The sequence below is a fragment of the Sphaerochaeta associata genome, assembly GCF_022869165.1.
Taxonomy (GTDB): domain Bacteria; phylum Spirochaetota; class Spirochaetia; order Sphaerochaetales; family Sphaerochaetaceae; genus Sphaerochaeta; species Sphaerochaeta associata.
Genome location: NZ_CP094929.1, coordinates 148,915 through 172,740, shown reverse-complemented (window position 1 = coordinate 172,740; position 23,826 = coordinate 148,915). Strand labels below are relative to the sequence as shown.

Here is a 23,826-nt window from a genome sequence, read left to right as displayed (position 1 = left end):
TTTTACACCACTTACTTTCTAGCGTCGGAAATCTCTGCATTGATCTCTTCCAGCGTCATTTCAGAAATCCCATGTTCCTTTGCCAGACGACTTGCTTCCTTCATGGCAAAGATTGCATTGCGGGTAATGGAATCATCTTCCAGCTTCATTGGAAACGGAATTCCTTTCTCGAGAACTGAACGAACGAGGAACATTCGAATCGCAGTAGGAAGATCAATGCCTAGCTTATCGAAAATTTCTACTGCCTCCAATCGAAGGTTTTCATCAACTCGAAGTTGAATCAATGAGTTTGCCATTATCTCCTCCTTATATACAAATAACTACCAATAAATACAAATGACTACATTTGTAGTATATTGATTACATTTGCTTCTGTCAAGCTGGAAATTGAAGAGAGGAAATCATTGCTCCTTCGAACAATAATTCCCTCTCATCATGCACCTTCAAGCAGTGTCACAGCCCCATTCTGACAAAATAGCTGGGTCCGACCTCTTCCTTTATCAGAATCTGTTTGCCGATCAAGTCCTCCAGAAAGTGATGCGCTTGCTCTCGGGAGGCAAAATCAAAAGCCTTGTACACTTCTTCGAATGCAAGTTTTTGATGCTTGGCCAAAAGTGCATGAATCGCTTCCATCGAGGGGGATGCTGCAGTCGGAAGCAGAGTCCCTTGAGTCAGGCTCCTGATAACATCCTTGAACTCTTCATAAGTGATAAATCCCCGTAAAAGCACCGGCTCCCCCTCTCCATCAGCTTCTACAAGAAAGCTTGGAAACACCTCCACCCCGGCCTCATGGTTTAGTCTCAGGTCCGCATGGAATGCTTGCTCGGCTTTTTTGCTCTTCAGAGCCTTGCTGAAAACAGCACGCTCAAGACCAACCTCACAGGCAAGCTCGATCAACACATCCACATCGCCGGTAACCTTGGCTTCGGTGAGGGTGGCTTCCCGGATTCTACGCAGATACGCATCCGCTTTACCCGGGTCCACGATTTGGGCGGCTTTATAGGCAATATTTTGGGGATATGTCGAGGGAAACTCGTTGGAAAACAAGTGAAAGCCTTCCGGCTTGACCGGCATTCCATGAACTTCTACCGCCTCGATCCAATGCTCGACGATCTGCTCATTCGCGCCCTCTGCTCCGGCATCGATGCCGTTGCCCGGGTCGGCAAAGTTGTTGATGTCATCGACCAAGCCGCCCATGACATACCGAAATTCGACAAGGTCCGGGTAGTGGGTTTCCAAAGCTCTGAATATTGGCTCGGTTCCCCAGCACCAAATGCATACAGGATCGGTAAAGTTGGTGATGGTGATGTGCTTCATCGTCTATGCTCCTCACTTGCAGGTATGTTGCCATCCAAACAATGGTTTCTTATCTCGAGTTGTTGCATATTCGGTTGGCAAAAGCAAGCGGCCACTGAAACCGGTGCTCTCAGGCATCCAAGCCTAGACAAAGGGCCTATCGAATCTCCTCTCGAAGGCCTTGTTGTTTTTGAGCATGCCATTCCAGAAAATTGCATCCGAGAGGCCGACTTTTCCCAATGCTTCAAAGAGGAAGCACCTGCCTTTGGAAAGCGATTGGACAGAGCCAAGGGCTTTGACTATGTCCCGATCAAACGTACCATTGCACTCAAAGCAGGCTCCCAGCTGATTCAGTTGCTTGAACAGCTTCTTGTTCATCGACTCCGGCATCATGGAAATACCGGCAGATCCTCCTCGAATCACCGTTCCAAGGTAGGTGTAGTTCAAATCCTTGGTGATTGCGCGAAGATAGCGCTCAAGGTATTGGGACTGCGCCGACTCCATGAATCCCGATTGCACCAGAAAGCCCATAGACTTTCCAGGCCCTGTTGCGCTTTCCATGCACTCGATCAGCTTCATCACAATGCCGGGCATTGCATGAATGTAGAGGGGCATGACAAACAGGACGGTGTCAAAGCTTCGGATGTATCGGGCAAGCTGATGACGGTCGGTCTTCGCAACGTAGGCAACTTCGCTCTGATTGGTCATCCCCTTCAAGAACTGTGTGATGAAGACTTCGGTATTCCCATGGGCCGCCTTCGGTGAGCCGTTGATAATGATTGTTTTCATCCCAGCCTCTCTTCTACAGGAAATTCGGATAGGGGTTTCACGACCTTGCAGGTGCTATAAAACTGATAAAAAACCCTATGGATGTACTCCACATAGAGGGTTTGGTCCTCCGGGGTGGAAAACTCCCCCTCATAGTACACCTCCACCTCAGGATACGATTCATAGCGCGGAACGTGCATCGACTCCCCGCTCTTGAAGGTCAAGTACGGAAGGTAGAGCGGGATTATCCGGTCAAACAGCGTTTTCAGATTACCGCTGACAAACCCATGCGACACCTTTGAAAAAATCACTACCTTGTCGGCAGCCAGATAGGCCTTATAGAACTCATTCAAATCGGAATGGACACATCGCCCCGGGGTTTTCAACCAGCAGGACCAGCATCCAAGGCAATCCTTAAGCTCCGTCTTGTTCAAATCAAGTTCATACCCGCAAGGAAAGTCGAAGTCACCACACTCTCGTACAACCACGTGTTTCATTTCACAGCATCCTTTCTTTATACACTCAAACCTACATTCCGTTCTCCACCAACCACTTCATCACCTGTTCTTCTCGTTCCTTGATAGTGTCTCGATGTGCATCGAATGGCCCCATGTGCTTTTGTGCAACAATACGGCCGTCGAGCATATACACAATCCGCTCGGTTTTCGCAGCCACCTTTGCGTCATGGGTGACAAGCACTACAGTCGTTCCTTTCTGGTTGATGTCTGCTAGAAGGGCCATAATCTCGGCTGCCGATTTTGAATCCAAAGCCCCTGTCGGTTCATCACCGAAGATAATGGCAGGATCGTTGATCAAGGCCCGGCAGATACCCGCCCGTTGCAGCTGCCCCCCGGATGCCTGGGTGATTGCATTATCTGCAAGAGACTCAATGCCGGTCATTTGTAAAAGCTTTTTTGCCTTCTCATGAACCGCATGGGTATCTGCACCCTTTGCTACAAGAGCTGGGAACATTACATTGTCGATCACAGAGAGGTTCTTCAAGAGATTGATATCCTGAAAAATGAAGCCCATGGTAGTGAGTCGGATTTTCGCCAAATCCTCCTCCTTGAGGCCCCCGATCTCCCGACCTTGTATGGTGACACTTCCACTGCTAATTCCATCCATCCCGCTCAGGGTGTACAGAAGCGTAGACTTTCCGCTCCCCGACGGTCCCATGACCGATACGAACTCGCCCTCTTCAACGGCCAAGTTGACTCCCTTGAGAATGTGAAGTTCATTCTGTTTGCCCAACAGAACCTTCTTATTCAGGTTTTTTGCTTCCACTATTGCTTGCATCAGTTCTTCCTCCGATTATTCACAGTACTAGCTTCTCAGGACCACTGAGATGTCATCATCGATGGTTGCGTTGCAGCTCACCGATACGGTAAAGCCGACCACCACCATCAGAATGAGCGGGCAGATAAGCCAGGTCTGCCAGGCAACCTCGATGAGCTCTATCCGAGCGATGCCCATTGATGACATTGCCATGCTTACGATCATGCTCCCAAGGTAATGGGATGCTACGACACCGGCGATGATGCCAAGGATCAGAATCGCTATGGTTCCCGTCATATAGTGGTCTCTGATGTGTCTACAGTTCATCCCGACACTTCTCATAATTGCAATCTGGGACATGTCTTTTGAGAGTAGCATCTTCAGAAATAGAGCGGTGATAAGTACTACGATGAGAATTGCCACAGCGCCCCCGCCGATTACCACCACCTTCATCTGATCGATGAGGTTTCCGAGGGTCTGCCTTGTGTACTCTCGGATGTCGTTTACCTGAGCCGTTGGAAACGCACGCTGATAGTACTCCATCTTCTCGCTGACATTGATGTGCGGCAGTACATCGATATTTACGATGTACCAAAGGATGGCGTCTTCGTTCAATCCAAGGCTTGTGTCTGCTTTTGCCGTTTTTCCACCGTTGGTTATGTCCTGATAGATGCCTGATACCTTCAGTGTTGTATCGCTTCCATTGACCTTGACCACAACCTCGTCCCCGATTTGCTTGTTCAACCCATCAGCAGCGGCATTTGCGTAGGAAAGCGCTATTTCTCCGCTCCCCACTGGTGCTCTTCCCTCAAGATAGTGCAAAGGGAAGGCAGAGAAATCGCCGGTCTCAAGCGAGACATAATCCCAGGAGCCCTCGGCATTCTGAATTTGGTAGTAACAGGTTATGTAGGCTGCATACCTTGCAATGTCAGGATCGCTGGAGAGCTTTTCCTGCAATCTCTGAAAATCATAATCGATGGTGCTTGTTTTTCTCAGGTCGATTCTCATATCCGATTTCCCGATTCCCATGTAGGTGGAGAAATCAGGGGAGTTCATCGTGTTGTACACGTTCAGCGGAAGAATCACGATGAACGTGCTTACCACGAATATTACCAGCAGCAACCGGTACAACCTGAAACGCAGAGCGACATCCCGAAGCGCCAAATAGATTTTGGTGTTCAAGTATGTGTTTCGCATCAAGGGGAATCTATTTCTTCGGCCCTCTCTTGCATCCACACTCTCAAGGCGCAATGCCTGGACGGCTGAGATGGAGTCTATGCTTCTCAGCACTTTCTTGCAGTACAGGATGATCATGAGATAGACAAAGATGGGCGCGATCAAAGACAGAAGATATTTGAGGCTCCCATTCAGTTCAGAGGAGAGAAACAGCCGCATATTGCCGCTGAAAAGCTGTACTGCTCCAAACGAGAGCCCATAGCCGAGCAGGCCTGCAGCCAGTGACATCACTCTATATTTGGTAAGGTAGACGTTCTTGATATCCTTTTTCGACAGCCCCATCGCCTTCATCACCCCGATTTCCCTCAAGTCCTCATCCATGGTTGCCAGGAAGGTAAGTTTGATGCTGAGAGCCGCTATGACGATGAGCAAGGCTCCGATCAAGACAACCACCATGGCTATGGCTGCATCGCTCATCGCGTTGAACAGCATGAAGACCATGGAAGTGACAGTTGGGCCGTTCGAAGGAAGCCCTGACTCGATGTAGGCAGTCTGTACTGCCTGGGCACTGCCGCCCTCGGTCAGCCTGAATTCAATGATGTATTCCAATTCACCGGTTTGCTTCTCAAGCATGGCATCAAAGTCAGCTTGGTTGACGACAAAACGCTTGGAGGAGGCAATGGCTGCATTCATCTCATAGTCACGCACATAGTCAGAAATAGTGAAGGCTTTCGTATACCCTTCGGTTGTCACGGTAAGGGTATCGCCGATATGCAGGTCATGCTCCACCATGAAGTGGATGGGAACGGCGACCTCCCCTTGCTTGACAGCAAGTTTCTCATTGCTGAGATCCAACAGGAAATCGAATTTCTTGTTTTGCACCACAAAGAAAATGTCCTGTATCGTTCCAGCCAAGGTTTTACCCTCACCATAGCCGACATTGGCCGGCTCTACAGGAAGAAGGACCATTGTCTCTTGCGCGGCGATGTGTTGCTGCTGTCGTGCGGTAAACGCATCGATATCAGCCTGCGAATACGCTCCTGCATGCATCTGCGCAATGTCGGCGGGAACTGCTTGTTCTTTCAGGTCCGCCATAGACTGCATCAGGTTTGCAACAATGGTTGTCGCACTGCCGCCCAATACAACAGCCATGGTCAGCAGGATGAACACAGTCAGGGTGATCGCTTTCTTTCTCTTGAAATCATTGATGACAATTTTCCAAAACATACTGTTTTCTCTTTCCTTACGGCATACGTGGAGCACACGAATCTTTACCAGCTTTACAGCCTGGTTGCATACAAACGGATAGGGTGTATTGAGTATTCTGTTACTTCGCTGTAAAAGCTCGCATACTGAACTCAAATATGGTTTTCAGCGATTCAAACGGCGAAAGGCCCAGTTCCTGGCGTATATACTGCTCGTTGTAGACCACCATCGAGACCGTCCCCAAAATCAAAGCCTTGAGAAACAGGACCCCGCTTTGGGCATCGACCGTAAGAGCGATACTACCGTCCTGCTTGCCGCGGAGGATGCAATCGGTCATATAGTTGGTCAGGTTTGCATTCTTGGCAAGTATTTCGTCATAGATTCCCAGATCCTTGAACTCGCGCAAATCTTTCAGCTGATAAATCGACATCATCTTGGTATAGAATGGCTTGCTTATGGCTATCTCGGTGAAAACAATGCGCATCAGATCGAGTTTCTCATAGCCGGTCATACCCTCTTTCTCATCGAGCTTGCTCTTGATCATGGAATTGATCCGATTGGCGGCACGGACATAGATTGAAGCCATTATCTCATCTTTACCCTTGAAGTAGGCATAGAGTGTCTGCTTGGTAAACTCCGCTTCCTTGGCGATGTCATCCATCGTTACACTGTCAAAGAAGCTCTTTTCATAGATGCGTTCTACAGCATCCAATATCTCATTTCGCCTGTTTTCAATGTCTTTTTGTTTCCGAATGGACTTCGTCATAGACTCACCTTCCAATATATTGGACTCTGAGTCTAATCTATCTTACTTCGAGTATTTTGCATAGACATAGAAGTTCAATTGTCTAAGAATATCAAAACAATTGCAGTTCTTTCATCAGCTTAATGCCAAGCACCGTTGCAGGAATGCGGGAATTCGGGGATAAGTTTGAAAGAATCACAACCGCCATCTGACGTACAGGATCGAAAGCCAGGTAGCTGTTGTAGTGCGAGGTGGCACCGTTGTGCCAGAACATACCGTTCTGTTCATCCCACATCCAAGCCATGGCTATAGCGTCCGGATGAATGTCCAACAGCTCAAACTGTTGTGTTGCAGCATCAATTTGCTTCAGGCTTTCCTGGCTTGCCCCAATGAAGCCTTGTCCAGCGAGCTGTAGCTGGGCATAGGCCAGCATGTCCTCGATATTCGACACCAAGCCGCCTGCACTCAGGTATGCATCGCCTCTCTTCCAATCCCAAGCGTTATCCAAGTCTCCGCTCATAGTGGAGATGTAGGTATGTCGCAGAGAGAAATCATCACGCACGAATGCATCAACCAGTGTTGCATACTCCGTATCATAGATCTCTTGAAGTACAAGACCCAACACAGCATACCCGAAGTTTGAGTATTCATACGTTCCTCGCTTGCTGGAAACAGAGAGAGAAGACAATCGCCTTGCCAGCATGGCGGTTGTTATACCGTAGAAGTCGTTATCTCTGCTAAAGAAGTTACCTACCATAGGCCATTCGAAGTAATGGGGCTTGTAGGAGGAAGTGTGGGTTACCAACTCACCAATGGTTGGATAGGTGTTGCCCGACGGCAAGGCAATATACGCATCGATAGTGTCATCCAACCTTACTTTGCCTTCCTGGACCGCTTTGGCCACCATGGCGGATGTAATGGTTTTAGTCAGCGAGCCGATCTCATAGGTGTGAGGCACAGGGGCCAGAAGGGCACTGTTGTTGCCGTAGACGGTATATGAGGCTTGCCCGTCTTTCACAAACCCTACGGTAATAATTGCTTCTGGATTATCCTTGAGCGTATAGTCCAGGGCCTCAGCGAAACTCAGAGCCGGTATCTTTTTCATCATTGTCTTGCCGTAGAATGACAATGCAATGAGAGCTACCACTACAACAAGAAGCCCTATTACAAGACCGAGTATGATGGTTTTTCTCCGACTCCTGGATTTCTTCATATTCACTCACGTGCTCCTGGGTGTGTATCAAACTTCAACACAATACATAGTCACTATGTACAGTAAGACACCGTTCAAACCATACATTTTGCAATGTGCATTGACAGTATGCCGGTTTGAAGAGAGATAGCAAGAGCCTTCTGTGTGTTCGAAACCAAGCCTGAGGTATTCTTTTCTGCCCATGTGGACACAGGGGGTTACGGGATTGTATGGAATACTGAGCTTGATTTGGATTCCAACGAACTATGGTACAACGGTCAAACTGAAAATTCTCCATGCAACAATCTACTCTCATTCGGAACTGCAACATCCCAATGGGGGCTCAGTGAAAGTACGCTGAGAAAAGCCATCTCATATGGGAAGTTGATTCCAGGACGTGATTGCTGTAAATACGGCAAACAGTGGGTGATTACAAGAGAGGCCATGCTCCGAGAATATGGGCAACCTCAGATTCCTCCTGATGAAAATCATCTGTCTGCAGCCGAGAAGGAGCATCCATACAGCAATTCCTAAGCAGTTTTTTTTGAACGCGGTACACCTTACATACGATAGCTGTATCATTGGGTCAGACAAAATTCAGCTATCGCCTCAGCAGCAGCTGCTTGCTGCTCAGCTGCAGAAAGCGTGGCGATTCCGTCACCTTTCTGAGTCCCGTACGAAGCAAATCCTGCATGATTCCCACCTTCAATCACAAGCTCTGTGACTCCTTCTGGCAGATTCGTCTTGTACTTCTCATAGGACTCCCTGCTCAGGACGGTGTCGTTGCCTGCCGTGATGCTCAATATACGCAGCATGTGAGTTGAAAGATCATCAACGGAATAAGAGGCAAGCAGGACCAAGCCTTCCACCATGGGCTTCTGCTTTGCAGCAAAGCCGGCAGCCATGCTGCCTCCCAGTGAATGCCCTCCCACATACCAGTGCTCGATCTCAGGATGAGCTGTGATGAAGCGTTCGGCCCGATCGATGCCGAATACCGCCAGGTTGAAGGGCATTTTTGGTACAATGCACAGGATGCCTTCATCAGCGATCCGAAGAGCCAACATCTCATAGGCACGATGGTCGACCTTTCCACCCGGATAGAGAATCAGGGCGGTTATTGCATTGCCTGGATCAGCGATGAGGGCATCGTTTGCATCAAGCACACGGATATCTGAGAACATGGCCCGCTCCTGGGAATCCACTGCTGCATGATAATAGTCGGAAACATAGAGCAAAAAGGCTCCAACCAAAAGGATTGCAACCACCAATATACCCAAGAGAATCTTGTGAACCGTTCTCAACTTTTTTTGCATACTCGACTCCCACGATAATTAACGCGTATCAGTATGAAAGGAGATGACGTTTCCTAATGTCCCGTCATGGTACTTCAATTCGGGGCATGAGAACATCAGCTCACAGTTCCCAAGTGTATAGTCACCAACCACCTTCTCCCAGAAACGAACGGAGCTCAGATCGTTCGGATGGCATCCGATCTCCCATACACCCCCGAACCTTTCAAACAGGCGGGTGGCGACATACCTTCCAATGCCGCGATGTCGATATGCATGCATGACAAAAAATTCAGCCATGGAATAATCATAGTCTATATGCACGATGAAATCGTGGGTGTCAAAGAAGACAAAGCCCGCCCACTGCTCGTCCACCGAAATAAGAAAGGCGTAATACCCCTCTTTGGTCCAATACGCTGACGCATGTCCTTCAAGTGCATACGTTCCGGCTGCATCCACTTCAAGCTGATTATACCGGGACCATTCATAGCAGGACATCTTCAGCAGATTTCTCAACACACCGTGCTCATGTGTGGACTCTCTTACAACCGGAACAAGTGTTATTGCGCCCTTCCCCATGTCCCCCACCTTTCCCTCACTATGACCGGTATGCATTACTCTGTCCATGGATTGGATTGATGGATTGTACAAGTACGAACCAAGGTGGATTTGTACTTCACGTTCAAGTATATTGATTGGCATATGAGTATGAACGTTCTTGTTACCGGAGCAAGCGGAGGCATTGGATTTGCAACCTGTCAGGTGCTGGCAGCGGGTGGGTACACAGTGTATGGTCTGGACGTTCGGCAACCAGAAGGTCCGTTTTCCTTCCGTTTTCTTGCAGCCGACGTAACAGACGGCACCCAATTGGAGGCTGCTTTCCAAACCATCAAGGAGGAAGCGGGTTCCCTCAAAGCCATTCTTCACGTTGCAGGGGTGTATGACCTGAACTCGTTGGTTGAGATCGCCGAACAAGAGTTTGTTCGTGTATTCGATATCAATCTCTTCGGGGTGTACCGAGTCAACCGTCTCTTTCTCCCTCTGTTGGAAAAGCAGGGAAGGATCATCATCACGACCAGTGAGTTGGCGCCGCTTGACCCGCTTCCGTTCACCGGCCACTACGCAGCCACAAAAACTGCTCTTGAGAGCTATGCGTATTCGCTTCGGATGGAAGTCCAACTTCTGGGATATAGCGTATCAGTCATCCGTCCTGGTGCCGTACAAACCAGACTTCTGGGAGTTTCCACCAAATGCTTGGAGACTTTCTGTGCGACAACCCAGCTGTATACCTGCAATGCCGTTCGGTTTCGAGCCATCGTTGATAAGGTGGAGGCCAAGAGCATACCGCCACAGAAGATCGGAGAGCTTGCCCTGCGTATTCTGAAGGCCAAGCGACCACGATATGTGTACAACATCAACCGCAATCCATTGCTCAGGCTCCTCAATCTTCTCCCGCACTCCTGGCAGACGAGTATCATCCGTTGGATATTGCACTGATTGGTTTCCAAATGAAAAGACTCCATAACACCTTACATGACTAGTACAAACAATTCAGTTTTGGAAACAAATCAGAACTCATAGTGTGACCACATACTGACAATTTTCACGGTCTTGACGTCCTCATAGACCTGATACACCAATCTATGCTGAATACTTATTCTCCTTGCATATGCTTCACTCAGGTTTCCAACAAGTTTCTCATAGGTGGGGGGCGTCTGGAATGGATTCTCCATCAACAGAGCAACCAGATTACGAGCCTTCTGATCAAGGCCTGCTGCTTTTAGTTTTGGGATATCCTTCTTTGCTGCCTTTGTATAGACAATGGCATACCTCACCAGGTTACCTCATTTTCAGCAACACAGGCTTCAAGATCTTCATCAAGACCTTCCCTGATCTTGGTATAGAGCTCGCGATTCGACAGAATCTCAGCAGTTGCCAAGAGGCCGTTATATTCTTCCTCGCTCAAAAGTATTGCATTTCCCTCTTTCGTACTTATAATCAGGACTTCGTTGAACTTGATAGTTTTATCTATGAGATTGAAAAGGTCCTTTCTGAATGTAGTTGCGTTGATTGTATACATATACATCTCCATATGTACATAATAGCGTACATACTGGATTGCATCAAGCATTTTTACCACCGGAACAGAATTGGTGCAAACAACCATGTAGTTGCCATTGCGGGCAATCAGCAAAACACTGTCCTGTACACTGTCACGACCTACGGATAAAACCATGCCGTCGTACCGGCTGTAAACAGTCCGCTTGGCATACGGTATCTCGACACCATCACTCCATATAAAAAGGTCAACAGAACTCCGTTCTTGAGATGGTGCATCCTGGAGATGAGAAAGATAGCAAAGGCATGCAGGTGATGAAGAGCATTGGATTTATACATTCAGGAATGATTTTTGCGTCCTTATACATTTTTCTGTCCTGTATTACACACAAGACATCCTATCAGGCACTGTGATTGCGGCTACCCATGCACTCCAGTTGACACTTTTTCCCAATTTCACCGGTCATAGAATGTTCCCTTGGCAACGATGGATACATTCCCGCTGACAAAGATGTTTCCTGTCTCTTTCTCTTTCAGCACACGGAGTTCACTGGGTCTTCCCAGGAACCGCCCCTGATGGATGATCATCTCTTGGCCTTCAGGGCAGACGCTGTGTTCGCACAGATAGGCTCCCACAGGTCCGGCGGCACTGCCGGTAGCAACGTCTTCCAATCCGCTGAAATCCCAGGTTCTCCCTTCCATTGCAGCAATATCAAACACATAGGCAAACTTTGCACCATAGGAGAGGAGCAGCGATTCGTAATCATTTGAAACTATTCCTGCCCGTTCAAGTCCGCTACGGATGGGAACGATCAGGTATGGCAACCCGGTGGTCACAACCTGCAATGGATATGATGAAGCAAGATCACCCATATGTAATCCAAGCGGAGCGATCAACTTCGGGTAGTCGGATGGAGCGATACGTCCGATTGACTGCGCGCTTCCCTGATTCATACTGCACACATACTCGCGTCGGTCATTGATGGTAGTACTGCAAACGATGACATCCTTGCAATTCAGATGGAACCGGATTTCAGTCCGACGGGCACGCCCACTCATCATCTGCACTACAGCAGCAGCGCCAAGGATTGGATGGCCGGCAAAGTCCAGTTCCTCATCCTTGGTGAAAATTCTTGCCCTGTATTCACAGTCCCCCGTCTTTCTCAGGAAAATCGTCTCATACTGCTTCATTTCCTGGGTAATCTTGAGCATTGTCCCAGTTGTGGGAAATCGATTGCAAATCAAGACGGTCAATCCATTTCCTGTAAGCGGACCTTTTGAAAATACATCAACATGGTAGTATTGCGTACGTCACCTCCTCAATGGGTTGCAATAAATCAGAGGCCTGATTTTATGAACATTAGTCAAAGCGATATTCCTGACGACAATATACAATTGCATCAACATACTGAGTATGACAGCTCCTACAGAGGAAAGTGCCGCCACCGGGCTCGTGAGCGCTTGGGAAAGGTCATAAAACTATCCGCGCTGGTTGTTCTTCCATCCGAGGCTTGGTGGCCGAATCATGAAGAAGAGTATGAGAGACTAAGCGATACAGAGAAAAACGGGCATTCGGTACGATACGGTTTCTTCATTCTTCTATTCACCGAGGATAAGGAGCATAGGCGAGTTCTGAATAAGTACTTTAGACAAACATAAGCACACCTTCCATTCTTATGTTTCGGCAATTATGTATCATTTTTGCCGTTTCATAATGCAGTTTCAAGGTCTTGGCAGTCCCTTGTTACGTTACCCGTGGCAGACATCCCAACACTACGTAAGGAATAAAATTCCTCTGCATGATGTAGAAAAGACTATTATAGATTTGATCGGGAAGATGCAGCCTTTACTGACTTGGTTTCAAACTTCTCGATAACACCAAATCAATATTGATATGCCCATCGACTTATTCACCACCTAAAAGAACCACAGTCCCAGCAATAGTTTTGTTATGCAACTGAATGAAAACCACTGTTTTGCTATTCCCCATTTTCACACTTCAAGGAAAATTGGGGAATTCGTTTTCACTTACCAAGCAACCAATCCGCCACATCAATTACACATACACCATCTATCTCATACTCCGGCTGATAGGTTCGCGCAAGCAGAATTTTCGGATAATTATCTTTGATTTGCCTGAGAGGTGATAATTCACGTTCAAGAGTCGATGGTTCAGAGATATCATAGGCAACCTGGATGTAGTTTGTTTTCCCGTTACGGATTGTCATAAAATCAACTTCTTTCTTATAGAGAACCCCTATATAGGTCTCAAATCCTCTGCGAAGCAACTCTATAGCAACAATGTTTTCCAAAATATGCCCGTAGTCCATATTCTTAATTCCAAGACGTGCATATCGGAAGCTTTGGTCAGATAGATAATACTTGTCATCTGACCTCAGATACTTTTTCCCCCTGATGTCATAGCGTCTGATTTTGTAGAATGCAAAAGAATTACAGAGATAATCGATATATTTGCCGATAGTTTTGTGATCTGCCTTTGTCCTGTTTGATTCCAATGTATCAGTGATTGAACGAACTGAGGTGATAGTGCCGACATTGTCCATTAAATAGTCGATCAGCTTATCAAGAAGCTGAACATTTCTGATTTTCTGTTTTCTGACTATATCACGTACAATCAGGGCCTTAAGCACTTCATCATTAATGTACTTATACTTCTGTTCCGGAGCTCGATAAAGGTAGGAACCAGCCATTCCACCTTCTGTCAGGTATTGTGTCAAACCTTTATAGGGATTATCAATAGCGTAGTACGTCGAGTACTCCCTGAAGGAAAATGGGAAAACATCAATTCTATATGTTCTTCCTACGAATAGAGTCGCCAAATCACTGCTTTGCAGAAATGCATTTGAGCCAGTCACATAGATATCATACTTTCCCCTTGCATGCAGACTATTGATGGCTTTCTCAAAACCTTTGCACATTTGGATTTCATCAATCAATACAAAATTATCGCAAGACTCCTGATAGTGGTCTTCAACATACGCTTCAAGTCTATGGTATTCCTGCAGATCCTCAAAATCAATTAGGTTGAAATTGATATGAATCACGTTGGCATTTTCGTGACGATTCTTCAAATCTTCAGCAAATCGATCCATTAGTTTGGATTTACCAGATCTCCGGACCCCAGTCAGAACTTTTATATCGGGAGTACCTTCAACTTCACGCATTTCTTTTAGATATTCGTCTCGTTCAATCAGCTTCATACCAAGTATCCTTAATGCATTATACACATCTTATTCCCCAAAATCCATAATTTTTTATTTTTGGGGAATAAAACTAAAATGGCAGTATTGTATCAGCATCTACTCCGACATGGTGCTGTGTGCCAGTACAGCTATCCCAATTACTCGAAGTGGTGGCGTTATGAATATCGAAACCATATAGGTTGTCAGCCCGATTGCAAGCATCAAGATAATCAATAATCCAGCATCCAAAGTATAATCAACTGCAACAGGAGCGCCCGCAAGTGTAAAAAGCCGGAGTTCAGACATGTCCCATTATTCCGTACAAATGGGACACGTTATTACAATATGTACCAAAAGATTCTTGTTTGGTTCACTTCATCGAGCATGAAAATTCTTACCATTGAAACACACACTGACAGGACTATTCACTTACTCACTAGTCAGAAGCACCACCGTCTCAAGGTGCTCGGTATGCGGGAACATATCCACCGGCTGTATTCCCCGTACTTGGTAGTCGCTGAACCTGAGCAGGTAGCGAAGGTCCCGGTCGAGCGTCCTGGGGTTGCAGGAGATGTAGACGATGCGCTTGGGAGCGAGCTTGATAGCCGCTGCCAGAAAGCGCTCGTCACTGCCGCTGCGCGGGGGATCGAGGAACAATACATCACAAACGCGCTTGGCTTTTGCCATCTCCTTCAACTCCACCGAGGCATCGGCACAGATGAACTCTGCATTGGTCAGGTTGTTCCGCTCGGCATTCAGCTTGGCATCCTCGACAGCCTGTTCATTGGATTCAATACCAAGAACATACCTTGCACCCTCCTTGGCGGCTATCAAGGCAATCGTTCCGGTCCCGCAGTAGGCATCGATAACCACGTCTTCCTTACCAATCCGGGCCATACGCATGGCCAACGAATACAGCACTTGGGCCTGCTCGACATTGACCTGGAAGAAGGAGGAAGGAGAGATGCGGAAGGTGAGGGAGCAGAGTTCCTCCTCAATATAGCCCTTGCCCCAGAGTACCTTGATGGGGATTTCGCTGAGCACCATGCTGGTGTGCTCGCGGTTCATGTTCAATGCGATGGTGGTGATCTCGGGATGCTTCTGCTTCAGGGCAGCGATGAAGTTGTCCGATGACGGTATCGGCCACTGACCGCAGACAAGCACCACGATGGCCTCACCTGTCTTGCGGCTGATCTTGATCAAAACATGGCGAAGGTGGCCATACCCCTCATCCTCATCATAGGCGGTTATCTGAAAGCGAGTTGCCAGATTTCGGATACTCTTGAGAATCTCATCAGCCAGTGGATGCTGGACCATGCACGAACGGATGGGCACCAACAGATGGGTACCCTCCTGATAGATGCCGCTTACCAGACTTCCTTTCCAGTCATAGCCGAAGGTTGCCTGTACTTTGGTGCGATACAGCGTTGGATCATCCATACCTTGTATGGGAGCGATGGGACCCAGCTGCCCGAGCAGCTCATCCACATAGCGCATTTTCATCTCCAATTGGTTAGGGTAGGAGTAATCCATCAATTGACAGGCTCCGCAGGTGCGGGCCAAGGGACATTTTGCATAACGTTTCATAGCTTACACGGTGGTGGGAAACGCAGGCTTTGTCAATTGTCTTTCCTACCTCTCTTTGCTATGCTTGTGCTATGAAATACCTACGCTTCAAACATCAGGACACGATCAGCTACGGGCTTCTCGAGGGCGACACTATACGCGTACTCGAGGGTTCGCCATTCGAATCATATACGATTACCGATACAAAGCTCGCATTGGCACAGGTATCTGTACTCACTCCCTGCGACTACTCCAAAGCCATCTGCATCGGCCTCAACTACAAGGACCATGCCCAAGAGTTCCAGCTTCCCATCCCCACCGAACCGGTGGTATTCATCAAGCCATCCACCGCTGCCCTTGCCCAAGGAGGAGTCATCCAATACCCTGCGATGTGCAAACGCCTTGACTATGAAGCCGAGCTTGCCATCGTAATCGGCAAGAAAGCGAGGTTCGTCCCCATCACCGAGGTGAACAAGTACATCCTCGGTTACACCTGTGCAAACGACGTAACCGCCCGCGATCTGCAGCCCAAGCAGGGCCAGTGGACCATTTCCAAGAGCTTTGACACCTTCTGTCCCTTCGGACCGTTCATCAGCGACGAGGTCGATCCCTCCAACCTGGCCATCGAAAGCCGGGTGAACGGCAGGACCATGCAGAAGTCAAACTCCAGCAACCTCATCTTTTCAGTTCCTTTCCTGGTGAGCTACCTCTCACAGGTCATGACGCTCCTGCCCGGGGACATCATCCTTACCGGAACGCCGGGAGGCATCAGCGGAATGCACCATGGGGATACGGTTGAGATCATCATCGAAGGTCTGGGAGTATTGAAGAATACGATCGGTTAAGCAGGAAATCCTTGAGGGGTCACTACCAGTTTCGGGTGGTGATCCTTGACAGCCAAGAGACTGGCGATCTCTTGTTCGACATCATAAGGAACACTCATATTTCTTATTCTGTACTACAATCCGATTGAATTTTCATCCAAAAGAAACTGTTCTATCCCCAGATACAAGACCCCTGCATTGTCATACCAAGGAATAACATCATCCTTGGTAATGACAATCTTTTTAAATGAATCCTTTATATTTCTAAACGGTCTTGTCTCTTGGATTCTCTTCTTTTCGTCATCAATCGACAATGAAGACTGGATGTAATATACACGTGATCCGTCGTTTGCGACAAAATCAACTTCAAGCTGCTTCCTTAGAGTCTTATTTTCTGCATCCTTTTCAAAGACCTCAATGTTTCCCACGTCTACACTATATCCCCGATGCATAAGCTCGTTGTATATAACATTCTCCATGATATGTGACTCTTCCATCTGACGAAATCCCAACCTGGCGTTTCGGAGCCCGATATCCGTGAAATAATACTTCATAGGCGAGCCTATATATTTTTTACCTTTGATGTCAAACCTTTTTGCTTTGGACAAGATGAATGCATCTTCCAAGTACTCAAGATACCTTGAGATTGTTACATGGGAAATTTTCTGTTTTTTCAGTGAAAGAAACGTATGCTCCAGTCTGGTTGGATTTGTCAAGGAACCAATTGCCGATGCAGTAAAATCCAGAAGATCTTCCAGTGTCTCCCTGTCATTCAAAATCCTGTTCCCTTCAACAACATCAGTTATATATATCTTTGAAAACAGATCACTGAGATATTTTGCTTTATCCTCATGGCTTCTTCTGCTAAGGACAAAAGGCATGCCACCATATGTGAAATAGTCCCTCCATGCATGCCTTTTGTCTTCGCCATATTGAGAATAGAACTCACTGTATGACAGAGGATTCATGCGTATCTCATCCCCTCTGCCACGGAATGCTGTCAGAATATCACTAGAAAGCATTTTCGAATTGCTTCCAGTAACATAAAGGTCGATGTTTTTAATTGCCATAAGACCTAGAAGTGTATCGACGAACGTTATTTTTTCTTCATTGGACTCAAGATACGGGTTTTTGATTTCAGCAACTTTTTGTATCTCATCAAGAAAAACATAATGCATTTCATCTGATTGTGAAGCCATCTTCCTTATATACTCACCTAGTATAAGTGGATTTCTGTATTTGGCGTTTATGTCCTGATCCAAAGCCAGCATTATCATTTGGGACTCTTTTACCCCGGAGTCCAACAGATAGTCATGATAGATAGTATTCAGAAGAACGCTTTTTCCACAACGGCGTATGCCAGTAATGACCTTTACGAGTCCATTCTCTTTTCTTTCGATCAGCTTCTTCAGATATCTGTCTCTTTGTATTATCATAAACACACTCCGTTTTTGTGTATCCACACACTTTCAGTTCAAGTCAATCATAAAGTACATACCTTTGTAAAGCGTATTTGTACTTTTTATGTGTATAAACACAAAAAGAGTCTATGAACAGGCTCAGCCGCTTTCATGGCCTACGATGAAGCCATCCAAAATCCGGCGATTTACAAGTACCTTGACTATGAGGCCGAACTTGCCATTGCAATTAGCAAGAAAACGAAGTTTGTTCCCATCATCGAAGGTCCGGGAGTATTGAAGAATACAATCGGCTAAGCAGGAAATCCTTGAGGGGCCCTCACATTGAAGGCCCTGATGGAAGATTCTCTTTGATTTAAGCAGTCACAATCCTGCACCCCTTCTCTTGTGCACTGAAAGTGATCATCGCACCCTCGGGTGAATCAGAAAGTGAGCCGCTGGAGACAGAGACAACTTTGTCGATGTTTCTCAGACACACAGCCCAGCTCTTCATTTCTCCCTTCAACTCCACCTCGTATACGGTTCCCTCTCTTCTGATCTTGCAGACGGCAACGACCGTACCATCATGGGCATGCACTGCCGCCTCCGCCTCCTTGGCGTCATCCAGGGCGAACAGGTGGAAGGTTGTCTTGTCGTTGTATGCATAATCAGGTTTTTGCGTGTTGCTGCCGATCGGAAGAAGCGTGTTCGGCTTCACAAAGAGCGGAAGACTGAAGTAGTCATACACCTCCTCTTGATAGGAACAGCCTTCCACTTCCTTGTTGGAAAGCAGATGTGTCCACCTGCCTTTGGGCAGGTAATACACGGCCTTTCCATCATCTTGGAAGATCGGGGCGACCAAGAGGCTCTCACCCAACAGGTACTGCCTGTCCAGATATGCACAGACCGGGTCTGAAGGAAATTCAAGCACCATGGAGCGCATCATCGGCAAGCCCGTCTCATGGGTCCTGCACGCCTGGGCGAACAGGTAGGGCATCAGGGCGCACTTAAGCTCGACAAAGGCCCTCAGTACCCGGCACGCCTCTTCATCGAAGTCCCAGGGAACACGATAGGACTCATTGCCGTGCAGGCGGCTGTGGGAGGAGAGCATGCCGAAGGCCACCCATCGCTTGAACAAGTCCGGTGTCGCAAGCTTCTCAAAGCCTCCGATGTCGTGACTCCAGTAGCCGAATCCGCACATGGACAGCGAAAGTCCGCCACGGATGCTCTCGGCCATCGACTCATAGGTAGCCGAACAGTCGCCACCCCAGTGCACGGGAAACTTCTGCCCGCCTACCGTTGCAGAACGGGCGAAGACCAACGCCTCGCCCCTGCCTCTTTTTTCCTCAAGCAGGGTGAACACCGCCTGGTTGTAGAGGTATGTGTAGTAGTTGTGCATCAACATCGGGTCAGAGTGGTCGAAATACTCGACCTGGGTGGGAATTCTCTCACCGAAGTCCGTCTTGAAGGTATCGACACCCATATCCAGCAGAAGAGCCAGCTTACTCTGATACCATTTCACCGCCTCCGGATTGGTGAAGTCGACCAGACCCATGCCGGCCTGCCAGCGGTCCCATTGCCAGATGCTGCCGTCGGGATTCTTTACCAGATAACCCTTTTCCATACCTTCGTCGAACAGGTACGACTTCTGCGCAACATAGGGGTTGATCCAGACACAGACTTTCAGTCCACGATCGTGCAGCCGCTTCAACATCGCCTTGGGATCGGGGAACTGGCGCTGATCCCACAAAAAGTCGACCCACTGGAATTCACGCATCCAAAAGCAGTCGAAATGGAAGACGTGAAGAGGAATCTCATGCTCCTGCATCCCGTCGATGAAACTGTTGACCGTCTTCTCGTCATAGTTGGTTACAAAGGAGGTGGAAAGCCACAAGCCGAAGGACCACGGGGGAACCAAGGCGGGCTTGGCGGTAAGCAGTGCATAGTTTCTCATCACCGCCTTCAGGTCGTCACCGCCGATGATGTAATAGTCCAGGCACTGGCCCGGGACGGAGAACTGCACCGCGGTGACCACCTCCGAGCACACCTCGAAGGAGACCCTGCCTGCATTGGCGACGAGCACTCCGTATCCCTTGGAGGAGAGGTAGAACGGAATGTTCTTGTAAGCCTGCTCACTGCTGGTCCCGCCGTCCTCGTTCCAGATATCCACCACCTGCCCGTTCTTCACATAGGGAGTGAAGCGTTCGCCGAGGCCGTAAATAGTCTCCCCTACGCCCAGGTTCAGGTACTCCACCTGGTAGGGCTCCATGTCATTGACGATGGCATGGCCACCGAGCAACCCTGCCGAAGATGTCAGGCTTTTGCCCTTGTAAAAGAACTGGACATCCCCAGGCCCACTGGCGACCATCCGTGCACACAAGTCCTTGGACTGGGCTGTATAGCCGTTCTGGGTATTGGTTACAGACAACTGCTCCGGCTTATCCTCTGCCAATTCAAAAAATGGTCCCCTCTTCAATGATCCCTTGAAATGATAGGATCGAACATGCAGGACATCGGCAAGTGGAGAGGTGATCTCCATGGTAATCGTCGGGGTGTTGAGCGTCGACCCGCGATGCACGATTTTCTTGGTAGCTGCGAACATGGAGAGCTTTCCCTCTCCCTTGTGCACATCGACGATGTCAACCTTCGGCAAATGACGAACATGCTTATGAATGTTCCAATAGCCGTCTCTGAATTTCATAATCTCTCTCCCATTATGTTTTCACCGCTCCGGCGACCATTCCCTTGATGATGTAGCGTTGCAGGCTCAAGTAGAAGAGAATCGCCGGGAGGATGGTCAACAGGACCCCTGCCATGGCAAAGTTCCATTCGACCTTGTAGAGTCCAAAGAAGTTGTAGGCTGCCAGCTGGAGGGTCAGGGATTTTTTCGAACCGCTGAGCACCAACAGGGGCAGCAAAAAGTCATTCCACATCCACATGGTATTGATGACGACGACCGAGACGGTCACCGGCTGCAAGAGTGGGAAAATAATCTGAAAAAACGCTCGAAGCGGGGATGCACCATCGATAAGGGCGCAGTCATCGAGTTCCTGGGGCACCGACTTGACTGCACCATGGTACATGAAGAGGGCAAGAGAAGCCCCCAATCCCCAATACAGGACACCCAGACCCAACGGCGAGCCGATAAGGCGTAGTTCCTTGGCCACCTTCACCAACGAAATCATGAAGGAGTGGAAGGGAATCATCATCGGGGCGATGAGAATCATGAACATAATGAAGCTGTACCGGGTCTTGGTCCTTGAGAGCTTGTATCCGGCCAAGGAGCTGACAAGCACCACACCACAGACTCCCACCGTTGTTGCAAGCAGGGTGTTCATAAAATACCTGGGGTAGTTCATGATCTTGAATGCATTCTGAAAGTTCTCCCACACCAGTCTTTTGGGAAAGGCGATTACATCACTGGTGATCTCACTGAAGGTCTTGAAAGAGTTGATGACCACCAAAAAGAGCGGATAGAGGTACCCGATGGCAAGTATGAAGAGAATGATTGTCGCCATGGTTGCAGGGAGAGAATGCTTTTTCATACTTCCACCTCCCGTTGCTTGAAGACTCTGACCTGAATGATCGAGAGAATGAGAATCATAAGAAAGAGCACAACCGATTTTGCGGTTCCATAGCCGAACCGGTTGATCACAAAGGCGGTGCGGTAGATATCCAAGGCGATGGTCGTGGTGGTATTGCCCGGCCCTCCATTGGTGAGGCTGAAGATAACATCAAAGGCCTTGAGGCCATTGGAGAGAGAATGGAAGACACAGACTGTTATGGAAGGCATGATCAAAGGAAGCGTGATGCTGAAAAACTGCCGTACACGGCTGGCGCCGTCGATCATGGAGGCCTCGATCAGGTCACGCGGAACAGTCTGCAAGCCTGCAATGTAGACAACCAGATAGAATCCCAGCGAGTGCCACAGCGATACCATGAGCACACTGAAATAGATGATCTTCACATCGCCCAGCCAGCTGAGCATGAAAACTCCCCATCCGGTCTTCTGATAAAACGACTCAAAGCCGGCAGAGAATATAAACCGCCAGATGTAGCCGATGATGATCAAGCTGATGATGTTGGGAACATAAAAGGCGGCACGCAGGACGTTCTTTCCCTTGATGTCGCTGTCCAGGAGAACGGCGAGCAGCAAGGCACAAAGGTTGACCGCCAGCACACTACCCAGCGTCAAGCGCAAGGTAAAGCCGAAGGCCTTCCACATATCCAAGTCGTCGAGAAAGAGTTCCTTGTAATTCTCCAGCCCGATGAACGTCTGCGCCTTGTCCAAACCATTCCATTTGGTGAAGGAGGAGAACACACTCATCAGAAAGGGAATTTCAACCGAGACAAGGATGGCGGCAAAGGCCGGCAACGTGAAGAGCAGGAAAACCAACACTCTATCCCGTTGTTTTCGTCGTAGTTGAGTCATGTTGCTTCCCTGGCGGCCGGAATTGTTTCCGGCCGCAATCGAAGGTGATACAAGTTACTGAGCCGCCTTGGCGATCTTTGCATAGGCTGCATCGAGGGCCTCGAGGGTCTGAGCACGGTCGGTGAGGCCTGCACAATAACCCTGCAGGATTGCACCAAGCTGCTGCTCGGTTCCGGTGGGGAACATCTGGTAGAACCAAGGATAGCCGGGGGCTCCGCTTGCAAGCAAGGCAGAGGTCTCTTTGGCGATATAGGAGTCTGGAGCTGCTGCGCCGATGATCGGAGAGAGTTGCTTCACCTTGCCGGGAATCCAATTCCTGCCATATTCGCTGGTGGTCAGCCATCTGAGCCAATCGAGGGCAGCCTGACGATTCTTGCCGTCCTTGGCAATGCGGATGGTCTGGTTGGAGTCGAACATGATACCGGCGGTTGCTGCATTGTTTCCCGTCGGACCGGCGAGGAAGCCGATCTCGACTTCAGGATTGGTCTTGCGGATGGAGTCCTCGGCCCAATTGCCCTGGTGAATCATTGCAACCTTGCCGGTTGCCAAAGAGGAAGTCTGGTCGTTGAAGTCTGATTCATTCGGCTTCGGTCCACCGTATTTCTTGATCAGGTCCAGCAGGTCGAACAACTGGCTCATCTGGGGAATATCCTTGAACTTGAGGGTGCCGCTGTTGAGCATGCCTGTGAACTTCTCATAGCCGCCGTAGTTCTCAGTCGGAACGTTGGCGATGGCCTGCCATGCAGTCTGGGGAAGAACCCAGAACTCCTTGAAGCCGGTGGCGAAGGGTTGGACACCATTGGCCTGCAGTTTCTTTGCAACAGCCTCAAACTCGGCAAGGGTCTTGGGCAGCGTGGTAATCCCGTTGTCCCTGAATACCTTCTTGTTGTAGATGAAGGAGTGGGACTGGACCAGGAACGGGTAGCCGGTCACTTTTCCATCGCTGATGACACCCTGAAGGGCACCGGGTTCAATCTGCTTGATGAAATCCTCATTGCTCAGGTCGTAGACATAGTCCTTGTAGGTGGAGTTGTCTGCATAGGCGCTGCTCATGAAGATGTCGGGGACATCACCGGAGTTAAGGCGGCTGGTCAATACAGAGCGGTAATCGGTCTGCAATACAGTAATGTCCAGGGTGACACCGGTTGCTTTCTTATACTCGGCGACCATGTCGTTATACTGCTCTGCAAGCTCGGGGCTGTAGAACAACACATTAAGGGTGACGGGTTCATCCTTCTTCTCCTGTTGTCCTGCTGCGAAAAGCGGGCTTGCAACTATGAGAAGAGCCAACAATACGAACAGCATTTTTTTCATACATTTCTCCTTTTTTTTGTGCCATTATGCAAATACTATGGTATGTTATACGTATAACACATGGGTATTCGGTTGTCAACAAAAT

General features: G+C 48.5%; 23 protein-coding genes and 1 pseudogene. 4 read left to right on the top strand and 20 right to left on the bottom strand.

Annotation, left to right across the window (positions count from 1 at the left end):
- Positions 1-11: 11 nt before the first annotated feature.
- The 8 genes from MUG09_RS00755 to MUG09_RS00720 all read right to left on the bottom strand — a co-directional run bounded on the left by MUG09_RS00755 (position 12) and on the right by MUG09_RS00720 (position 7,679).
- Positions 12-296 carry a type II toxin-antitoxin system RelB/DinJ family antitoxin gene (locus MUG09_RS00755; RefSeq protein ID WP_244772673.1) on the bottom strand — a complete coding sequence of 95 codons (285 nt, stop codon included), beginning with the start codon at positions 294-296 and terminating at the stop codon, positions 12-14.
- Positions 297-453: 157 nt separating this feature from the next.
- Positions 454-1,317, bottom strand: a complete 864-nt coding sequence (locus tag MUG09_RS00750; protein ID WP_244772672.1) for a DsbA family protein — start codon at positions 1,315-1,317, stop codon at positions 454-456.
- A 123-nt stretch (positions 1,318-1,440) separates the two neighbouring features.
- Positions 1,441-2,085, bottom strand: a complete 645-nt coding sequence (locus MUG09_RS00745; RefSeq protein ID WP_244772671.1) for an NAD(P)H-dependent oxidoreductase — start codon at positions 2,083-2,085, stop codon at positions 1,441-1,443.
- Positions 2,082-2,561, bottom strand: coding sequence for a flavodoxin family protein (locus MUG09_RS00740; protein WP_244772670.1), 480 nt, complete (start codon positions 2,559-2,561; stop codon positions 2,082-2,084). Before MUG09_RS00740 ends, MUG09_RS00745 begins: the two co-directional genes overlap by 4 nt.
- A gap of 31 nt (positions 2,562-2,592) precedes the next feature.
- Entirely contained in the window at positions 2,593-3,360 is a 768-nt protein-coding gene (locus tag MUG09_RS00735) for an ABC transporter ATP-binding protein (protein ID WP_244772669.1), read from the bottom strand.
- Positions 3,361-3,387: 27 nt separating this feature from the next.
- Positions 3,388-5,742 (bottom strand): ABC transporter permease, encoded by a 2,355-nt coding sequence (locus tag MUG09_RS00730; RefSeq protein WP_244772668.1) that lies wholly within the window; start codon positions 5,740-5,742, stop codon positions 3,388-3,390.
- Positions 5,743-5,842: 100 nt separating this feature from the next.
- Positions 5,843-6,487, bottom strand: a complete 645-nt coding sequence (locus MUG09_RS00725; protein WP_244772667.1) for a TetR/AcrR family transcriptional regulator — start codon at positions 6,485-6,487, stop codon at positions 5,843-5,845.
- A 91-nt stretch (positions 6,488-6,578) separates the two neighbouring features.
- Positions 6,579-7,679: a serine hydrolase domain-containing protein gene (locus MUG09_RS00720; protein ID WP_244772666.1), complete on the bottom strand. Its 1,101-nt coding sequence runs from the start codon at positions 7,677-7,679 to the stop codon at positions 6,579-6,581.
- Between the two features lie 144 nt (positions 7,680-7,823).
- Here MUG09_RS00720 and MUG09_RS00715 point away from each other — a divergent pair, with 144 nt between their 5' ends.
- On the top strand, positions 7,824-8,192 hold the full coding sequence (locus MUG09_RS00715; RefSeq protein ID WP_342345918.1) for a helix-turn-helix domain-containing protein: 369 nt from the start codon (positions 7,824-7,826) through the stop codon (positions 8,190-8,192).
- 44 nt (positions 8,193-8,236) lie between these two features.
- On the opposite strand, the gene MUG09_RS00710 is transcribed toward MUG09_RS00715, so the two are convergent.
- Both MUG09_RS00710 and MUG09_RS00705 read right to left on the bottom strand, forming a co-directional pair.
- A complete protein-coding gene (locus MUG09_RS00710; protein ID WP_244772665.1) occupies positions 8,237-8,971 on the bottom strand; it encodes an alpha/beta hydrolase in 735 nt (244 codons plus the stop codon).
- A gap of 18 nt (positions 8,972-8,989) precedes the next feature.
- Positions 8,990-9,649: a GNAT family N-acetyltransferase gene (locus MUG09_RS00705; protein ID WP_244772664.1), complete on the bottom strand. Its 660-nt coding sequence runs from the start codon at positions 9,647-9,649 to the stop codon at positions 8,990-8,992.
- Here MUG09_RS00705 and MUG09_RS00700 point away from each other — a divergent pair, their 5' ends adjacent.
- Positions 9,650-10,444 (top strand): SDR family oxidoreductase, encoded by a 795-nt coding sequence (locus MUG09_RS00700; RefSeq protein ID WP_244772663.1) that lies wholly within the window; start codon positions 9,650-9,652, stop codon positions 10,442-10,444.
- Between the two features lie 71 nt (positions 10,445-10,515).
- Here MUG09_RS00700 and MUG09_RS00695 read toward each other — a convergent pair whose 3' ends face one another.
- The 5 genes and pseudogenes from MUG09_RS00695 to rlmD form a co-directional block, all read right to left on the bottom strand.
- A complete protein-coding gene (locus tag MUG09_RS00695) occupies positions 10,516-10,782 on the bottom strand; it encodes a Txe/YoeB family addiction module toxin (RefSeq protein WP_244772662.1) in 267 nt (88 codons plus the stop codon).
- Positions 10,779-11,183, bottom strand: coding sequence for a type II toxin-antitoxin system Phd/YefM family antitoxin (locus MUG09_RS00690; RefSeq protein ID WP_244772661.1), 405 nt, complete (start codon positions 11,181-11,183; stop codon positions 10,779-10,781). Before MUG09_RS00690 ends, MUG09_RS00695 begins: the two co-directional genes overlap by 4 nt.
- Before the next feature lie 278 nt (positions 11,184-11,461).
- Positions 11,462-12,301, bottom strand: a pseudogene (locus tag MUG09_RS00685) (PhzF family phenazine biosynthesis protein); the annotation flags it as partial.
- Between the two features lie 728 nt (positions 12,302-13,029).
- A complete protein-coding gene (locus tag MUG09_RS00680) occupies positions 13,030-14,226 on the bottom strand; it encodes an ATP-binding protein (protein ID WP_244772660.1) in 1,197 nt (398 codons plus the stop codon).
- A 411-nt stretch (positions 14,227-14,637) separates the two neighbouring features.
- Positions 14,638-15,795 (bottom strand): 23S rRNA (uracil(1939)-C(5))-methyltransferase RlmD, encoded by a 1,158-nt coding sequence (gene rlmD, locus MUG09_RS00675; RefSeq protein WP_244772659.1) that lies wholly within the window; start codon positions 15,793-15,795, stop codon positions 14,638-14,640.
- Positions 15,796-15,866: 71 nt separating this feature from the next.
- Here rlmD and MUG09_RS00670 point away from each other — a divergent pair, with 71 nt between their 5' ends.
- Positions 15,867-16,619 carry a fumarylacetoacetate hydrolase family protein gene (locus MUG09_RS00670; RefSeq protein WP_244772658.1) on the top strand — a complete coding sequence of 251 codons (753 nt, stop codon included), beginning with the start codon at positions 15,867-15,869 and terminating at the stop codon, positions 16,617-16,619.
- Between the two features lie 113 nt (positions 16,620-16,732).
- Here the strand turns inward: MUG09_RS00670 and MUG09_RS00665 are convergent, their stop codons facing one another.
- Positions 16,733-18,034, bottom strand: a complete 1,302-nt coding sequence (locus tag MUG09_RS00665) for an ATP-binding protein (protein WP_244772657.1) — start codon at positions 18,032-18,034, stop codon at positions 16,733-16,735.
- Positions 18,035-18,169: 135 nt separating this feature from the next.
- Between MUG09_RS00665 and MUG09_RS00660 the strand changes: the two genes are divergently transcribed.
- The gene (locus MUG09_RS00660) at positions 18,170-18,313 is read left to right on the top strand and encodes a fumarylacetoacetate hydrolase family protein (protein WP_244772656.1); all 144 of its coding nucleotides are present in this window, start codon (positions 18,170-18,172) and stop codon (positions 18,311-18,313) included.
- A 58-nt stretch (positions 18,314-18,371) separates the two neighbouring features.
- Here MUG09_RS00660 and yicI read toward each other — a convergent pair whose 3' ends face one another.
- From yicI to MUG09_RS00640, 4 genes are read right to left on the bottom strand one after another with little or no spacing between them, the layout of a single operon-like run.
- Positions 18,372-20,696, bottom strand: a complete 2,325-nt coding sequence (gene yicI / locus MUG09_RS00655) for an alpha-xylosidase (protein ID WP_244772655.1) — start codon at positions 20,694-20,696, stop codon at positions 18,372-18,374.
- A gap of 13 nt (positions 20,697-20,709) precedes the next feature.
- Entirely contained in the window at positions 20,710-21,540 is an 831-nt protein-coding gene (locus tag MUG09_RS00650; protein ID WP_244772654.1) for a carbohydrate ABC transporter permease, read from the bottom strand.
- Entirely contained in the window at positions 21,537-22,427 is an 891-nt protein-coding gene (locus MUG09_RS00645; RefSeq protein WP_244772653.1) for a carbohydrate ABC transporter permease, read from the bottom strand. The genes MUG09_RS00650 and MUG09_RS00645 overlap by 4 nt, the downstream gene beginning before the upstream one ends.
- A gap of 54 nt (positions 22,428-22,481) precedes the next feature.
- Positions 22,482-23,741, bottom strand: coding sequence for an ABC transporter substrate-binding protein (locus tag MUG09_RS00640; RefSeq protein WP_244772652.1), 1,260 nt, complete (start codon positions 23,739-23,741; stop codon positions 22,482-22,484).
- Between the last annotated feature and the right edge of the window lie 85 nt (positions 23,742-23,826).

Coding starts and splice junctions, on each gene's coding strand:
- MUG09_RS00705 (WP_244772664.1), bottom strand. CDS start 9,649: ATGCCAATCAATATACTTGAACGTGAAGTACAAATCCACCTTGGTTCG.
- MUG09_RS00755 (WP_244772673.1), bottom strand. CDS start 296: ATGGCAAACTCATTGATTCAACTTCGAGTTGATGAAAACCTTCGATTG.
- MUG09_RS00650 (WP_244772654.1), bottom strand. CDS start 21,540: ATGAAAAAGCATTCTCTCCCTGCAACCATGGCGACAATCATTCTCTTC.
- MUG09_RS00730 (WP_244772668.1), bottom strand. CDS start 5,742: ATGTTTTGGAAAATTGTCATCAATGATTTCAAGAGAAAGAAAGCGATC.
- MUG09_RS00710 (WP_244772665.1), bottom strand. CDS start 8,971: ATGCAAAAAAAGTTGAGAACGGTTCACAAGATTCTCTTGGGTATATTG.
- MUG09_RS00645 (WP_244772653.1), bottom strand. CDS start 22,427: ATGACTCAACTACGACGAAAACAACGGGATAGAGTGTTGGTTTTCCTG.
- MUG09_RS00640 (WP_244772652.1), bottom strand. CDS start 23,741: ATGAAAAAAATGCTGTTCGTATTGTTGGCTCTTCTCATAGTTGCAAGC.
- MUG09_RS00735 (WP_244772669.1), bottom strand. CDS start 3,360: ATGCAAGCAATAGTGGAAGCAAAAAACCTGAATAAGAAGGTTCTGTTG.
- MUG09_RS00660 (WP_244772656.1), top strand. CDS start 18,170: ATGGCCTACGATGAAGCCATCCAAAATCCGGCGATTTACAAGTACCTT.
- MUG09_RS00740 (WP_244772670.1), bottom strand. CDS start 2,561: ATGAAACACGTGGTTGTACGAGAGTGTGGTGACTTCGACTTTCCTTGC.
- MUG09_RS00720 (WP_244772666.1), bottom strand. CDS start 7,679: ATGAAGAAATCCAGGAGTCGGAGAAAAACCATCATACTCGGTCTTGTA.
- MUG09_RS00700 (WP_244772663.1), top strand. CDS start 9,650: ATGAGTATGAACGTTCTTGTTACCGGAGCAAGCGGAGGCATTGGATTT.
- yicI (WP_244772655.1), bottom strand. CDS start 20,696: ATGAAATTCAGAGACGGCTATTGGAACATTCATAAGCATGTTCGTCAT.
- MUG09_RS00690 (WP_244772661.1), bottom strand. CDS start 11,183: ATGGTTTTATCCGTAGGTCGTGACAGTGTACAGGACAGTGTTTTGCTG.
- MUG09_RS00745 (WP_244772671.1), bottom strand. CDS start 2,085: ATGAAAACAATCATTATCAACGGCTCACCGAAGGCGGCCCATGGGAAT.
- MUG09_RS00665 (WP_244772657.1), bottom strand. CDS start 18,034: ATGATAATACAAAGAGACAGATATCTGAAGAAGCTGATCGAAAGAAAA.
- MUG09_RS00680 (WP_244772660.1), bottom strand. CDS start 14,226: ATGAAGCTGATTGAACGAGACGAATATCTAAAAGAAATGCGTGAAGTT.
- rlmD (WP_244772659.1), bottom strand. CDS start 15,795: ATGAAACGTTATGCAAAATGTCCCTTGGCCCGCACCTGCGGAGCCTGT.
- MUG09_RS00670 (WP_244772658.1), top strand. CDS start 15,867: ATGAAATACCTACGCTTCAAACATCAGGACACGATCAGCTACGGGCTT.
- MUG09_RS00725 (WP_244772667.1), bottom strand. CDS start 6,487: ATGACGAAGTCCATTCGGAAACAAAAAGACATTGAAAACAGGCGAAAT.
- MUG09_RS00750 (WP_244772672.1), bottom strand. CDS start 1,317: ATGAAGCACATCACCATCACCAACTTTACCGATCCTGTATGCATTTGG.